The 15776-nt window shown below is 33.7% G+C and carries 14 protein-coding genes and 2 pseudogenes; 6 read left to right on the plus strand and 10 right to left on the minus strand.

Annotated elements, in window-relative coordinates; genetic code table 11:
• Positions 1 to 35: 35 nt before the first annotated feature.
• The 4 genes from EPK97_RS11610 to EPK97_RS11625 are packed head-to-tail and all read right to left on the minus strand — an operon-like array spanning position 36 to position 4435.
• Positions 36 to 443, minus strand: a complete 408-nt coding sequence (locus EPK97_RS11610; protein WP_162036792.1) for a prepilin-type N-terminal cleavage/methylation domain-containing protein — start codon at positions 441 to 443, stop codon at positions 36 to 38.
• A 41-nt stretch (positions 444 to 484) separates the two neighbouring features.
• Entirely contained in the window at positions 485 to 1690 is a 1206-nt protein-coding gene (locus EPK97_RS11615) for a type II secretion system F family protein (RefSeq protein WP_162036793.1), read from the minus strand.
• On the minus strand, positions 1671 to 2741 hold the full coding sequence (locus tag EPK97_RS11620; protein WP_162036794.1) for a type IV pilus twitching motility protein PilT: 1071 nt from the start codon (positions 2739 to 2741) through the stop codon (positions 1671 to 1673). The genes EPK97_RS11615 and EPK97_RS11620 overlap by 20 nt, the downstream gene beginning before the upstream one ends.
• 26 nt (positions 2742 to 2767) lie before the next feature.
• Positions 2768 to 4435: a GspE/PulE family protein gene (locus EPK97_RS11625; protein ID WP_162036795.1), complete on the minus strand. Its 1668-nt coding sequence runs from the start codon at positions 4433 to 4435 to the stop codon at positions 2768 to 2770.
• Positions 4436 to 4789: 354 nt separating this feature from the next.
• Here EPK97_RS11625 and EPK97_RS11630 point away from each other — a divergent pair, with 354 nt between their 5' ends.
• Positions 4790 to 5212 (plus strand): prepilin-type N-terminal cleavage/methylation domain-containing protein, encoded by a 423-nt coding sequence (locus tag EPK97_RS11630; protein ID WP_162036796.1) that lies wholly within the window; start codon positions 4790 to 4792, stop codon positions 5210 to 5212.
• 2 nt (positions 5213 to 5214) lie between these two features.
• Positions 5215 to 5766, plus strand: coding sequence for a prepilin-type N-terminal cleavage/methylation domain-containing protein (locus EPK97_RS11635; protein ID WP_162036797.1), 552 nt, complete (start codon positions 5215 to 5217; stop codon positions 5764 to 5766).
• 61 nt (positions 5767 to 5827) lie between these two features.
• Here EPK97_RS11635 and EPK97_RS11640 read toward each other — a convergent pair whose 3' ends face one another.
• Positions 5828 to 7225, minus strand: a complete 1398-nt coding sequence (locus tag EPK97_RS11640) for a hypothetical protein (RefSeq protein WP_162036798.1) — start codon at positions 7223 to 7225, stop codon at positions 5828 to 5830.
• A 624-nt stretch (positions 7226 to 7849) separates the two neighbouring features.
• On the opposite strand from EPK97_RS11640, the gene EPK97_RS11645 reads away from it, so the two are divergent.
• From EPK97_RS11645 to EPK97_RS11655, 4 genes and pseudogenes are all read left to right on the plus strand, one after another.
• Complete coding sequence (locus tag EPK97_RS11645; RefSeq protein WP_162036799.1) at positions 7850 to 8689, plus strand: SDR family oxidoreductase; 840 nt, start codon at positions 7850 to 7852, stop codon at positions 8687 to 8689.
• Between the two features lie 262 nt (positions 8690 to 8951).
• Positions 8952 to 10091, plus strand: a pseudogene (locus EPK97_RS11650) (S8 family peptidase); the annotation flags it as partial.
• 75 nt (positions 10092 to 10166) lie between these two features.
• A pseudogene (locus EPK97_RS22585) lies at positions 10167 to 10703 on the plus strand (choice-of-anchor J domain-containing protein); the annotation flags it as partial.
• A gap of 351 nt (positions 10704 to 11054) precedes the next feature.
• Positions 11055 to 11270 (plus strand): hypothetical protein, encoded by a 216-nt coding sequence (locus tag EPK97_RS11655; RefSeq protein WP_162036800.1) that lies wholly within the window; start codon positions 11055 to 11057, stop codon positions 11268 to 11270.
• A gap of 245 nt (positions 11271 to 11515) precedes the next feature.
• Here the strand turns inward: EPK97_RS11655 and cysQ are convergent, their stop codons facing one another.
• From cysQ to sbnA, 5 genes are all read right to left on the minus strand, one after another.
• The gene (gene cysQ, locus EPK97_RS11660) at positions 11516 to 12322 is read right to left on the minus strand and encodes a 3'(2'),5'-bisphosphate nucleotidase CysQ (protein WP_162036801.1); all 807 of its coding nucleotides are present in this window, start codon (positions 12320 to 12322) and stop codon (positions 11516 to 11518) included.
• Between the two features lie 89 nt (positions 12323 to 12411).
• A complete protein-coding gene (gene cysC, locus EPK97_RS11665) occupies positions 12412 to 13062 on the minus strand; it encodes an adenylyl-sulfate kinase (protein WP_205690256.1) in 651 nt (216 codons plus the stop codon).
• Positions 13059 to 13589, minus strand: coding sequence for a sulfate adenylyltransferase subunit CysD (gene cysD / locus EPK97_RS11670; protein ID WP_240903793.1), 531 nt, complete (start codon positions 13587 to 13589; stop codon positions 13059 to 13061). Before cysD ends, cysC begins: the two co-directional genes overlap by 4 nt.
• Positions 13590 to 13829: 240 nt before the next feature.
• Positions 13830 to 14795: a 2,3-diaminopropionate biosynthesis protein SbnB gene (locus tag EPK97_RS11675; RefSeq protein WP_162036802.1), complete on the minus strand. Its 966-nt coding sequence runs from the start codon at positions 14793 to 14795 to the stop codon at positions 13830 to 13832.
• A 12-nt stretch (positions 14796 to 14807) separates the two neighbouring features.
• Positions 14808 to 15776 (minus strand): 2,3-diaminopropionate biosynthesis protein SbnA, encoded by a 969-nt coding sequence (gene sbnA / locus EPK97_RS11680; RefSeq protein ID WP_162036803.1) that lies wholly within the window; start codon positions 15774 to 15776, stop codon positions 14808 to 14810.

Below are 15776 nucleotides of genomic sequence, written 5' to 3' on the forward strand. Positions count from 1 at the left end.
TAATTCATTGCTCCAATAGTTAAATTAGTCATATATTATGGAGTAACTATATCTGTATTATAATTATAGGTATATAATAACACTGCAGTAGGGGTAGTATTATCAAATACTGTTACAGTTCCAGCTGTGAAATCAACAACTGTTGTATCTCCAATTTGGTTTTCTGATCCAGGATCTTTCCCAATATTATCTATATAATCCGCCATTTCAGCAAGTGTAACAGTCGTAGCATTAGACTCTTCTCCAATTAAATATAATCTCCCCGCCTCATAAATTTGATGAGCTAAAGCTGCTCTACCATCCTCTTCTACACCCTCGATAAGTCCGCTGATGGAAGGGACTGCAATCGCAGCTATAATTCCTAATACAACAATAACCGCTAGTAGCTCAATTAAAGTTAACCCTTTTTCTTGTTTAAACATGTTTTGAATTCTTTGTGTCATCATAAAACACTCCTAATTTAAATGAATTTTTAATTCTATACCTAAAAGTTTTCATAAATCGAAAACATAGGAAGTAAAACCGCGGCAATTACGCCTCCAACTACAACTGTTAAAAATACAATTAATAATGGTTCTATTAAAGCTTTTAAACGATCAACCATATTCTCTACATCTTTTTCATAAAAATCTGCTACTTTACTTAACATATCATCCAAAGAACCTGTTTCTTCACCAATAGCTATCATTTGGGTTACTAGAGGAGGAAAAACCCAAGATTTTTTTAAGGGTTCAGATAAAGGCATTCCTTTTCTCAGTGATTCCTGAGATTGAAGTAATACTTTCCCTATCACTTTGTTATCTATGATTCTTTCTACTATAGAAAGAGATTGTAAAACAGGAACAGAACTAGCATATAAAGAAGATAACGTTCTCGTCATTTGAGCAATGGCACTTTTTTGATTTAAAACACCAAATATAGGCATTTTTAATTTTATATAATCTAGTAAATGACTCCCAAAGGAAGTTCTCTTAAACCACTGAAAACCTACAATAAGCAAGATCACTCCCAATATCCAAAAATACCAATCCTGTTGCATACTTTCGCTTAACGAAATGACGATCCTAGTGATCAAGGGAAGTTCAGCCCCAAGATCTTCAAGCACACTAACAAAACGAGGTACTACAAAGTTCAGTAAATAAATGACAACAATAATGGATATAACCCCTACTATCATCGGGTACATCATGGCAGATTTTACTTTTTCTTTCGTATAATGAGCTTTTTCAAAAAAAGTCGCTAGTCGATCTAATGTATCATCCATATTCCCTGCTTCCTCACCTGCACGAATCATATTAATGAATATTGGTGGGAAAATCTTTTTAAACTCGGATGCAGATTGTGAAAGTGAATTCCCTTTTAACATGGAATTTGCAACTTCAGCTAATGCTTTTTTTAACGGTTTACTTTCCGTTTGTTCACTGAGAATGCGAACCGATTCTACTATGGATACTCCAGCTCGAGTTAGAGCAGAAAACTGCCTGCAAAAAATAATAAAGTGCGTATTTTTCACAGGATTACCAATGTAAATTTCCTTAGTTAAAATTGAAGGGTTATGATCATTTAAAGAATAAATGATCCACTTGCGTTTTTTCAGTTCCAACATCGCAGCAGCTTTGTCAACCGCATTTAATATTCCTTTTTGCCTTTTCCCATGAATATCCTTACATTTATACACGTATTGAGGCATCTGTTCCAGTTCCCTCCGTGTAATAGTTTTTTGCAATTCTTTCATGAACTAAATTTCTAGCAATGAGATGTTTCAAATTCATTTCCATCGTATGCATACCCAGCATCGAGTTTGTCTGCATTACACTTTTAATCTGATGAATCTTTTCACTGCGTATTAGATTTGCAACTGCATGAGTGTTTAATAAAACTTCTGTCGCACAAACTCTACCTTTTCCACTTTTATGAGGTAATAATCGTTGTGAAACAACCCCTTTCAGAACTAAAGAAAGTTGTATGCGAATCTGTGTTTGCTGTTTGCTTGGAAAAGAATCGATGATCCGGTCAATCGTTTGAATTGCATCAATCGTATGTAAAGTAGCTAATACCAAATGCCCTGTTTCTGCCGCAGTAATCGCAGTACTTATCGTTTCGGGATCACGCATTTCACCAACTAACAAAACGTCTGGATCTTGTCTCAATGCAGCACGTAGTCCAGAGGCAAAATTCATCGTATCTGTACCAATTTCCCTTTGATCAATCATACATTTTTCATGTGCGTATAAATATTCAATTGGATCTTCCAAAGTTATGATATGTTTTCTGTCTGAATGATTTATGTAGTCTATCATTGCCGCTAGAGTAGTTGATTTCCCGCTTCCTGTAGGTCCAGTCACTAGAATTAGTCCGTGATTTTTTTTAGCAAATTGTGTTAATACGGAGGGTAATTCCAACTCCTCTAAACTAGGTATTGTAGTTGGAACTATTCTTGCTGCAATACTTATGGAATTTCTCTGTTTAAATACATTCACCCTAAAACGTGAAGATCCAGGTACACTTATCGATAAATCAATCTCTCCTTTCTGTTTAAAAAGATCGTATTGATCATCAGATAATATACTTCTTGCATAATCCTCCGTTTGTTCAGGTTTTAGAGGTAAAGTCTCAAGTGGTTTTAGAACTCCGTCCACTCTGATCATTGGTGGCGACCTTACAGAAAAATGGAGATCAGATGCTCCTGCTTCAAATGCAGCCTTCAATAGTTTATGAAATTCTAATTCCTTATCCCTCAAGTCACTTTCTCCCTTCTATTTCGCTTTTATTCATTAGAAACTTCCTTGATGACTTCTTGAAGTGTACTGATTCCTTGAAATGCTTTTTGTAACCCATCTTCAAAAATTGATTTCATCCCATGGGTTAAGGCATATGTTTTAAAATCTTCTATAGATGCGTTGTTTAATATTAAACTTCTCATTGTATCATCTACCAATAAAACTTCATGAATCCCAATTCTACCTTTATATCCCGTTTGATTACAGACCCCACAGCCTTTGCCTTTAAATAAAGTGTTCACATTAAAACCATGTTCACTTAAATAGATTTTTTCTTGCTCTGACGGTTGAACTTCTAGTTTACATTGAGAACAAATTTGTCTTACCAATCGTTGTGAAACAACACCGATAAGCGAAGAAGCAATTAAATAGGGCTCCACCCCCATTTCCCTTAATCGAATAATTGTACTAAGAGCACTGTTTGTATGTATTGTTGAAAATACTAAATGACCTGTTAAAGAAGCACGAATGGAAATTTCAGTTGTTTCAACATCTCGAATTTCACCAACCATTACAATATTGGGATCTTGCCTTAAAATCGAACGCAATCCTTTTGCAAATGATAATCCAGTTTGTGCACTCACTTGTACCTGATTCACACCCTCAAGTTGGTATTCTACCGGGTCTTCAATCGTAATAATGTTAGTTTCTTCTTTATTTAAATGATGTAAAGCTGAATATAGTGTAGTTGTTTTACCACTACCTGTAGGACCTGTAACTAATATCATGCCATGAGGTTTTTGCAGCATATTTCTAAAGTTGAATAAATTATCTTCGTTGAGGTCTAGATGATGAATTTCTTTTATACTGCTGCTTAAATCTAAGATTCGAAGAACAACTTTCTCACCATAAATCGTTGGTAAGGTTGACACTCGAATATCTACTTTTTTAAAGTCTACATTTATTTTGATACGGCCATCCTGAGGCATTCTACGTTCAGCAATGTTTAGGTCAGCCATAATTTTTAATCTAGCAATTAAAATACCTTGTACATTTTTAGGTAAAGTTCTTTCTGTATGTAAAATTCCATCCACACGATACCGAATCAAAACTCTATTTTCCATAGGATCAACATGAATATCACTCACTCTTAACTGAACGGCTTGTTCGATCATTTCATTTACTAATCGAACTACTGGAGAATCTTTATCTGTAATTTCATTTTCATCAATTTCTTCTCCGACAGCTTCGACGTCCTGTAGGATCTGATTCATTGAATCATGTAAACCGTATAAGCTCGCAATGGCACTTTGAAGCTCATCTTTCGTAATTAAAGCGGGTTCAATTGTAAATCCAGTTAATAGTCTTAAATCCTCTATAGAGAAGAAATCTAGTGGATCAACCATCGCAACTAATAATTTCTTCCCAATTTTTCGAATAGGAATAGCTTGATACTTTTTGGCTGTCTGTTCAGTAATGATATTCACTGTATTTACATCGATTTGATATGTAGACAAAGTCACATGAGGTATACCTAATTGGAACTCCAGCACTTGAATCAACTGCTGTTCCGTTATGATCCCTTGTTGTATTAATAAATCTCCTAATTTAAGGTTTGATTTCTTTTGTTCTGTTAAAGATTGTTTTAGCTGTTCATTTGTAATCAGTCCAGAATCTACTAACAGATCTCCTAATCTCTTTTTAGTGACTGCCATACAGGTTCCTTCTTCCTAGATGAAATGTTATGATCTACTATATTATTTATTACTTACAAAAAATAATCAACTGGAAAATTAAAACTTGCATTTTTTTCAATTAAATAGGTTAATTTAACTAATTTTTGTTGAAAAACAAGGAAGAAAGTCCTATATTGGAAATAGTATAACATATTAATGTTGCCTAGTGCATAAATTTTACAAAAATTGTTACTATTTTTCTCGAAATTATATATTCTACAGAAACGTATAGAATATTTGTACCTTTTTATGTATGATGTGAATATCAATTAGGACATTTTTGAAAAACCTTATTATATTCATGAAGATTGTTAGAAGAAATGAGGAGATTATATGTTATATAAACATAAAATAAATTTAAAAAGTGAAAAAGGCATTACTCTTGTAGAAATCATTGCTTCAATCGCAATTCTATCCATTCTACTCATTACTTTTGTAACCCTCTCACAGTTTTACTTGAAAACAGATATTAAACAGGATACTAAAACTAATGCACTTCAAGTAGCGGAAGAAGTATTAAATGAACTAAGAAATAATAATGCACTAGACAAAACAGGCACTAGAAATTATAACAATACAAGTTTTGAATATGAAGTAATTGAAAAAAAGATAGACTTCACTATAGAAGAAGATAAAAAGATAGACTTGAGTGTAAATAACCCAAGCGTTAGTGATTCTGAGGTTTATTTATATACCTTTTTATACAAAAATACAGAAACTTATTTAGCAAGTGTCACTGTTTCTTGGGGGGAATAAAGTTGGGGAATAATGAAAAAGGGTTCACTTTAATTGAAATGTTAGCTGCGATCGCACTAATATCTATTATAGCAACTTTAGGAATCATGTTTTACACCTCTAGTCATTTATTTTGGGAACGTTCTGTTGAAAATTATAGCAATGATGCAGATGCTGAATTAACGATGGCTGCCATTTCAAAATATGTAACAGATACTGTGAAAGTCTTTTATGTCAAAAATGATGATAAAAACATTTCTGAAATTCGTATTAAAACAGGTGAAGGTTCAAATGATATTGTTTATTTATATAAGTCATTTTACTTAGAGCACGATACTAAAACTTTAACATTATATGATATAGATTTATCTGAAGAGGATGACTTCGTAAATTTAAATGACCTAAGTTATAAAAATGGACTTGTCCTAGCTAGTAAAGTTGAAAATATAGAATTAAAAACACTTCAACAAGAAGTGGCATCTGGTACTTTATTTGAAAATGGAGATTTAATTGAGTTTATTTTTGAATTTTCTCATACAACAAAGAGAACTATGATTAAATTATTTGATGTTTAAAAACACAATATTTTCCTAGCAAAAAAGAGCCTTCATTTTGAAGACTCTTTTATTTATTCGTTTAATCCACTCTATTTAAGACAAATTTCTTGTAGAGGTTATCATCTAAATACGTGTACCAGTAGGTTCGATAATCTTCATTCCTATTATTTTTATAAGGTACAATGTAAAATTGCAGTAAAGAAATCTGATCCTGTTGAGAATAATTATATTCATATCTTCCATTTTTTTCATCCATCTGTATGTTTATAACATCATTATGTTCGTCATAATAAACCACTTCAACTCTATCATAATTATTTCTTTGAGGAATGAACCAAAGTAATGCTTCATCCTTATCACTATTAAGCTCCATTCCAAAAACAGGTACTGTGATCTCACTTGTTTTGTAACTATCATCATTAACTTTAAATTCAAAGTGATATTTCAAGCTATCTATACCCTCTTCAAAATATAGCGTATTTTCATACCTTCCTGTATCAGAATCGTAATTCAACATTACATCTTGATTAATCCCTTCCCCATTTTGAGCATTATAAGTAATTGTGACTTCATCAAATGTATTTGAATCAGGTGTGAACCAGACAAATGCTTCTTTATCACTATTAAAGGCTACTCCAAAAGGAGTATACCATATAGATTCAGACTGAGAACCAGTTGGAGGAACTAATGATTGAGTAAGAGTTTGAGTAATTATTCTATACTGTAAAGCTCCAATATTTCTTCTGTTTTGTGGAATTTTACCAGTTTTTATATCAGAACAATCTTGCTCCGAAGAGTTTCTACATAAATCTACACCCGTTCCACCTTTTTTATCCCCATCAGATCGAAGATCATCTTTGTCGGTAATATAATTATAAATCACATATGTATAATTTTCTGAATTTGTATCATACCATACGCTTGCTTGTTTTAAATTTTTTGAATTACCTAAAACATAACTAATTCCTATGTTCTCATTTTCTTTTACATTGTAATTCAAATTGGGATTAAAATTCCCATTGTCACCACCACTCCCTCCACCTGGGAATGGATTATTATTTGAAATTTCATATGATATTGATTTTATTTGCTGATTTCCATCATTCCCCACTCGAGATTTTACAACAATCGTATAATTATCGTTTTCATTATCGGGTTCTTTTAGTTCCATGTAATAATACACTTTAGTTTCATCTGGTAGCGTGATTTCAATTTCATCACCTTCGCTCATACCTGGAAAATCTTTCAAATCTTCTATACTTCCTATATTATTCTGTACATTTTCAACATAACCAACAAACATTTCCATTGCACTAACTGAAGATAGAGTTACGAGTTTTAAATCTTCATTTTCCTCAATTATCGTTTGTGACGATACACTCATACTTAACAAAACTGGAGCAGATATCATCAACACAGCGGAAATTACTAACACATAAATGATTACCGATCCTTTTTCGTTTTTATAAACCTTCATAACTTTGATCACCACTTTTTCATTTTCAAATGTCATGACTGATCCAAGATGTATTATGTATTCTGTTCGGGTGCTTATGAAAACTATAAATTCATTTCCATAAGGATATATAACCATTTTATAATCCACTTTTATGCCATTCGGTAATCAGTGTTGAATTATCGCAACCAGAATATGTATGTATTCAATCTAAGAAACTATCTATAACATTTTGATTCTCATTCACATATGTAACGAAAAACTCCATTGAACTCAATGAAGAAAACGTTACTTTTTACCTATACTATTAGTAAAATTCTACCGTATAATCAGTCATTTTACAATATATTCTGTTTTAATATTTTCACATCACTTTCCGCAGGAGTCCAATCCAATCTGCAACCAACTGAATAGAATACTTTAGATATAGAAATTAAATTTGTGCACGTATTCATGAACTTGGATAAATACCAATATAAAAATTAACGATTCCTTCCATTAATAAGGTCATTATTTCAATTCAATTACAATCTAACCCTTATATTGAATAAAACAATGTATTGTATAGTTTAGTTCGACTCCCTTGTGATATCCTAATCATTAGGGAGTTTTTTTTGTATCCCTTTTGAAGGAGAGGTGGAAATTATGAAAAAAAAACAGGCAATCGTAACAGGAGCTTCCAGTGGTTTTGGATTAATGACTGTATTAGAATTAGCGCAATCAGATTATCATGTCATTGCAACGATGCGTAACCTAGAAAAATCTAAATTATTAGAAAACGAATTAACGAAATTAAAACTAACCCAAAACGTTGATATTATAAAATTAGATGTAACCTCCACTGAGGATGTAAATGAATTTAAACATAAATTAGAAGACTACAATAACATTCAAGTTCTAGTGAATAATGCAGGTTTCGCTCAAGGTGGTTTTACTGAGGACGTATCCATTGAAAAATATAGAAAACAATTTGAAACGAATGTTTTAGGGGTTATTGCCGTTTCCCAAGCTGTCATTCCAAGAATGAGAAAGCAAAGATCTGGACGCATTATTAATTTGAGTAGTGTATCAGGTTTAATTGGATTTCCTTCTCTATCTGCATATGTAGCATCAAAACATGCTTTAGAAGGGTTTAGTGAATCACTTCGATTAGAATTAAAACCTTTTGGCATTGACGTCATTTTAATAGAACCTGGATCTTATGCTACGAATATTTGGAACAGCAGTATATCAGAGGTTAAATCTTTAAAAAACAATTCAACCTACGACGTATTTATGGAAAAAATCCAAACAAGGTTAAAAAATGAAGAAAAAAACTTAGGCAATCCAATAGAGGTTGCTAAACTTATCACTTTTGCAGCTAAGACAGCTAAGCCAAAACTGCGTTACGCTGTAGGTAAAGGAGTTAAACTAAATCATCTCGTAAAAAGAATGCTTCCTTGGCGCATGTGGGAAAAAATAGTTTTAAAGTTGTTATACAAATAATGAAATAAACTACATAACTCTAGCAATTGCAAATCTAGTACAAGATTTACACACCCTCATTTCATAGATATCTAAGTCTATTATTGCTTTACTTATACGTTTTAATCGTTCAATCTAGTAAAGCGTCAGTGTATAACGATTTAATTTTATAGTTCATATGGACTGATTGATTTTTAATTATTCACATTACTGTTAATATAAGGTAATATTTAGTATATAGTGGATGACTTTTATAGCAAAAAAACGAAATGGAGGGTGTGTAATGAATTTAAAACGATTTTTTTCTGTATTTATGGCAATTGCATTAATTCTATCTTTTTCAATTACTAGTTCAGCTGAGACTACTTTGGAAGAAAGTACAATCATCGTAAAGTTCAAAGATAAAACTTCCAAAAACATAATGCAACAAATCCATCAAGAAGAAAAAGCAGAGGTCTTAAAGAAAAATAAACAAATTGGTTTTGAAGTTATTAAAGTGAAAGGGAAATCGGTAGAGAAAGCCTTAAAACAATATAAAAACAGAGCAGATGTTGAATATGTAGAACCTATTGTTGAATATCACGCTCTATTCACTCCAAACGATCCACTTTATTCATCAGACCAATATGGTCCTCAAATTATGGATCTTGAGCAGGCTTGGGAAATTACACAAGGTAGTTCATCTGTTGTCGTTGCTGTACTTGACACTGGAGTTCAAGCAAACCATGAAGACTTACAAGGACAAGTAATTCCAGGATATGACTTCATAGATAACGACAGTGATGCTTCTGACGAACAAGGACATGGTACTCATGTAGCTGGAACAGTCGGCGCACTTACAAATAATGGCGTAGGCGTTGCTGGTGTAGCTCCAAATGTTAAAATCATGGCTATTCGCGTATTAAATGAAGTTGGTAGAGGAACGAATGCTGGAGTTGCAGATGGGATTACTTTTGCTGCTGATAATGGAGCAGATGTGATTAATTTAAGTTTAGGAAGTACTGCTTTTTCTGCAGCAGTTGAAGATGCTGTTAACTATGCTTGGGAAAAAGGTGCAGTTATTATTTCTGCTGCTGGTAATGATGGAGTAAATGTACAAAATTACCCAGCCGCCTATCAAAATTCATTGGCCGTTGCTGCGACTGATTCCAACGATAATAAATGGTCCAGTTCTAACTATGGTACATGGGTTGATGTGGCTGGACCTGGTGTAGGTATTATTTCTACTCGACTAGGTGGAGGTTACGTTTCATCTAATGGAACATCGATGGCTACACCACATGTAGCAGGTTTAGCAGCTCTACTTGCAACCCAGGGACTAACAAATGTTGAGATTCGCAATGTAATCGAAAGCACAGCAGAACCTATTTCAGGTACAGGTACTTATTGGGAACATGGAAGAGTAAATGCATTTCTTGCATTAAGTGGGGGGGACGTCCCTGATCCCGACCCAGATCCAACCGTAGTATTTGAAGATGATTTCGAAACGAATAAAGGATGGACTTCAGATCCTAACGGAAGTGATACTGCTACAACAGGTTTGTGGGAACGTGCTAATCCTGAATCTACAAGTTATAGCGGAACGAAACAACAAGGAACCACACCAAGTGGAAGTTATGATCTTGTAACAGAAGGAAGTGCAGGAAGTTCTGCGGGAGTCAATGATATTGATAGTGGAGTGACTACTATTCAATCACCAGCTATTTCATTACCAACTAATGGTTCAATTACACTATCTTTCTCTTATTACTTAAGTCATTATTCTAATGCGAATAGTGATGATTTCTTCCGTATGAATCTCGTTCGCTCAAATGGAAGCGCTGTCACTTTATTTGAAGAATTAGGAACTTCAAGTGATCAAGATGCAGCATGGTCTAATCAATCTCTAGATCTCTCAGCATATGCTGGGGAAGATGTTCATCTTCAAATCGAAGCGGCAGATAATGGCAGCCCTAGCTTAGTAGAGGCTGGAGTAGATGATGTCTTAATCGCACAAAGTACAGTATCCACTTTGATAGAACAAACGATAGATTAAAGACTGTTTTTAAATACTAACTTATTTAACTCAAATTATTGATTATAAAAGTCATCCATAAACATCCTAAGCCCTGACTCATTGGGCTTAGGACTTTTTTTCATTTTATCAAATTGGTATTTTTGAAATCTGATAAACGAGAATCATTCCTCACATTTAGTAAAGATCAGATATATAATATATCACCTAGAAATTATAGAGATGGTTGTATATATATGGTAATAAATTAGTGGATGGAGTATCCTTAAAATATGATAGTAGCAAATATAAAAAATCATATTGATTTAACTTCCCTAAACATCTATGCAAATTTCACATCATAATTCTAGTGATTTGGAGGTGAAAATACACATGTCAAAAAATAGCGGGAGTCTGATCGGTTTTGAAAACACCATTAATGATACTTTCAAGAAGAATCAAATTATTCGTGTAGGGACAGTAGATGGTAGCTTTACAGAAGGAAAATTTAAATTTTCAGAAAACTCAGTAATAGCATTACGTAAAGGGGGTAAAGATGAGAATACGATAATTTTCCTTCCTAATACGTGGTGTGTTGGTCCTGCATAATCTTATAAATGGTAGGTTATAGCTTATCACATCGAGTAGAGGCATGTAGTATGTTCCTACTCGATGTAATCTAGGAAATTGCTTTGCGTACAAAATTTCTAATATATATGTTACTTTAACCAATCGAGATAGCCAAAATAGTAATGACCAGAAAAGGAACAAATATCCAACGTTCTTTTACTTTGCACGACGAATCCCTTATTCAATACCTCAATCTTATGCATTTTGAATATTTTATCATCCACCTACAAACCTTTAGCCAAAAACCAACCATTCAATAAATCTTCCCTATTATAGTAAAATCTCTCATTATCTTCATATCTAGTAACTTTTCCACCTGCTGCTTCAACAATGGCTTGTCCTGCTCCTGTATCCCATTCCATTGTTGGTGCATATCTTGGATAAAAGTCTGCTTTTCCCTCCGCAACTAAGCAAAACTTTAATGAACTTCCGGATGAGACAACTTCTACTTCTCCAATCTTCGCTTCTAATTCTTTAATAAATTCTTCCGTTTCCTCTGACATATGAGACCTGCTAGCAACAGCACGTGTCACATGATGATCTTCTATCTCAGGTAATCTCACACTTTTTTGAATTAATTCTTCTTCATTTTCTATCTCTGCATTAGATGCATTTTCTAGTTTATATGCTCCACCTTCAACACGACCAAAATAAAACACATCTAATACTGGTGCATAAATAATACCAATTGAAGGGTACTTCCCTTCAATGAATGCGATATTTACAGTGAATTCCCCATTTTTCTTAATAAATTCCTTTGTTCCATCTAGTGGATCTACTAACCAAAAATGACTCCATTCACGACGTTCACTATACGGAATCTCTCTTCCCTCTTCACTCAATACGGGAATGCTAGGATCTATTGCATTTAATCCTTTCATAATCGACTCATGCGCTCGTTTATCTGCTTGAGTCAATGGGGAATCAGCTTCTTTATACTCTACATCAAAATCTTGATCATAAACCTCTAATATTTCTTTTCCAGTCTCTAGTGTGATGTTAAATAGGTCAAATAAATTAAAATTCTTCACCTGCTATCAAACCACCTTCTACATATTAGATTTTTCAAATCCTCAGCTTATCGTTCATAGAAGCAATGATCTCCCTTCCGATCCATCTTCTAATCCAAATATTTTATAATTTGTTTCAATACATAATCTGTTGCTTCTTCAATTGAATACTTACTTGTATCTATTTGAACTTCTGGATTTTCCGGTATTTCATATGGACTAGAAATACCCGTGAAGTTTGGAATTTCTCCAGTACGTGCTTTCTTATACAAACCTTTCACATCACGTTTTTCACATTCCTCAAGTGGCGTGCTAACAAAGATTTCAATATATTCCTTACCAATGATTGCTCTAGCATTTTTACGATCACTTTCATAAGGTGAAATAAACGATGCCAATGTAATCACGCCCGCATCATTCATCAGCTTTGCAACTTCAGCAATACGACGAATATTTTCCATACGGTCACTTTCTTTAAAGCCTAAGTTCTTATTCAACCCATGTCGTACATTATCCCCATCGAGTAACATCGTATGAAGTCCAATGGATACTAAACGTTTTTCGACTTCATTCGCCAGTGTTGATTTTCCTGAACCTGAAAGACCAGTGAACCAAACCGTTAACGGTGTTTGTCCTTTTTGTTGCGCACGAATCTCTCTCGTAATATCGGTCTCTTGCCATACAACATTTGTAGATCTACAAAGTTCATGTTTAATTACCCCACACGCTCCGCACGTAATAAATTTTAATAATCTCTTCAATTAGAAAGACCCCTCTCGCTTAGGTCTTTCCAAATTTCCAGCGGCTTCTTGATCAATGACACGACTCGTCCGCTGTTATAAAGTTTCCACATTTCAGGCTTTTGCTTTTTGGGGTCCCATGCATGATTTTTATTACGAAAAGAAAAAATACGCTCTTTCGCACGAGACTTTTCTTCGTCACGTCTTCCACCACCAAAGGCAGCAGTAAACCCATATTTGTCCAACCCTTGCTTTAATGCTTGAGTTTTCATAATATCAGTATATGCAGAGCCATGATCAAATGGGTTAATGCCTTGTTTCACACCTTCTTTATTTGTATGCACTAGCATTTCAATCCCTAATTTTTTTACTTTGTGATCACGGAACTCTATCATCTCTTTAAAATCAATATGCATGAAAGGAAATGGTGGTTTCTCTGCCTTACCAATTGAGTAAAGCATAACTGGATTTTCACATTCTGCAGCTACTTCTCGAATAATATATATTGCTTCAGCCTCGAGCTGATCGAGGTGTGTGAGTTCGTTCATTAGTGAGAGCCCCCTTTTAAGGTTTATTAAAATAATACTTTTTCATAAAAAACTCGCTTTGCTTCTATATTTTTGTTAACTCCTGAATTACTATTATTATCGTTAATTAATCGTTCATCCTTATTTTATGAATCATCTAATGCATATGATTGGACTGATATTCCTAATCATTCGCACAAAAAAACAAGGAACTTTAACAGCTCCTTGGTCAGAGGTTACAAAAAATTAATAACTTCCCACTTAATCTAATACCACTCCAATTCCCTTATTTTTTGCTAAATTGGCATAATAAGCCGCTGTACTAATATCAAAAACACCCATGCCCATCGGGTTAAACATAATCGTTTTATGATGATCTATTTTAGTTAAAGCTTGATCACATACGACCTCAACTAGAGACATTGTATCTTTTTTCTCTAATCCTTTTTCAAGATGCATATTTTCTATATCTGTATTTTCTCTGCATACCTCTTCCCAATCATCTACAACAATAGTTTCAATTTGTTCCATGACATTCACCTGATAATCTCGTAGTGAAACATTTAATAACACTGCTCCCTGCTTTGGTTTAAGATTGATATATCTGTGATCAGAAACTGTGCAAGTGATAAATACATCCGACTCTAAATACGCCTCTTCCCACGTATCTACAATTTTCACTTTACTAACTTCTTTTCCATCTATCTTGCTTTCGTTTATACCTTTTATATCATACAAATAAATATTTTTTATTAAATCACCAAAAACGGCTGTACACATTTTATAATGATAATACCCAATGGGCCCCCATCCAATCAATCCTAAATTAATTTTTTTAGATTTACGTATTTTTAAAACCTGCTGTAACATTAAACCGCTGACTGAAGCTGTGCGAAGAATACTAATTAAAGGGGTGTGAATCATAGCCATGGGTATGCCCGTATCCACTTCATTTAAAATAACCACACTATGTGCTCTTGGGATATCTTTTGTAATATTTTCTGGAAAACTGGCAATCCATTTAATTCCTGCCATTTGGATTTCTCCACCAACGAAAGCTGGCATAGCGATGATCCTATTTTTCAGATTTTTATATCTCAAATAAGGTTTGATCGGTTGTGAAAAATCATTTGATTGAATGCACTGTACTGTTTTTTCTATATTTTTAATTAATGTCTCCCAATGTATTCCTAACAAGTTAATATCTTTTTCATTTAAAACGATCATTTCATCACCTCCCTACCAAAAATAGTTCACTTCACCATATTGCTTTTTTACCCATTCATCTGAATAGATCGTTTCTAAATATCGGTCACCACGATCTGGAAAAATCACAACACATGTTGAATCCCTTGGAATGATAGGCTTTAACTTATTTACAGCTGCAATTACAGCCCCAGAAGATCCACCCGCTAATATGGATTCCTCCTGAATTAAATGACGACAACCCGTTATACAATCTAAATCAGATACATGAACAATATGATGGATTGATTCCTTCGGGCACAATGCCGGAACCATACCTGCACCTAATCCAGGAATCAACCTTTGACCCGTGCTTTCCTTAAAAATAACACTACCAATTGAATCTACAGCTACTACTTTTGTTTTTAGCTGGTGATCTCTTATAAAATCTACACAACCACGAATCGTCCCACAAGAACTAACCGCACAAAACATATAGTCTACATGTTTTAAATCCGCAAAGATTTCATTCATTGTCATAACATAGTGTGATTTTGAATTATTGGGATTTGCATATTGATTTGGCCAAAAATGATTTTTTAACTTTTTTCGCAACTCATTAACTTTATGAATTCTTGCTGGTAAAAACTCTCCTGTTTTAGGGTCCGGAGTTTTTACTAATTCAACGGTTGCATTAAAAGCCTTTAAAATATTTAAGTTTTGTTCCGTTGTTTTTGGATCCACTACACATATGAATTTCAAACCAAGATAATTACAGATTTTAGCGAGGCTTATGCCTAAGTTGCCAGAGCTAGATTCTATAATGATTGTATCCTTTTGAATTTCTCCTGATTTAATACCTTCTCGTATCATAAACAAAGCAGGTCGATCCTTGGAGCTTCCACCTGGGTTTAAAAATTCTAGTTTTGCGAATAGTTTCATAGATTGATTTTCAAATATTTTATTTAATTGAACCAGAGGTGTATGGCCAATGGCTGTTAAGATTCCTTCATCTATGTTCAC

Source organism: Chengkuizengella sediminis, assembly GCF_010078385.1.
In the GTDB taxonomy this organism is placed as follows: Bacteria; Bacillota; Bacilli; order Paenibacillales; family KCTC-33759; genus Chengkuizengella; species Chengkuizengella sediminis.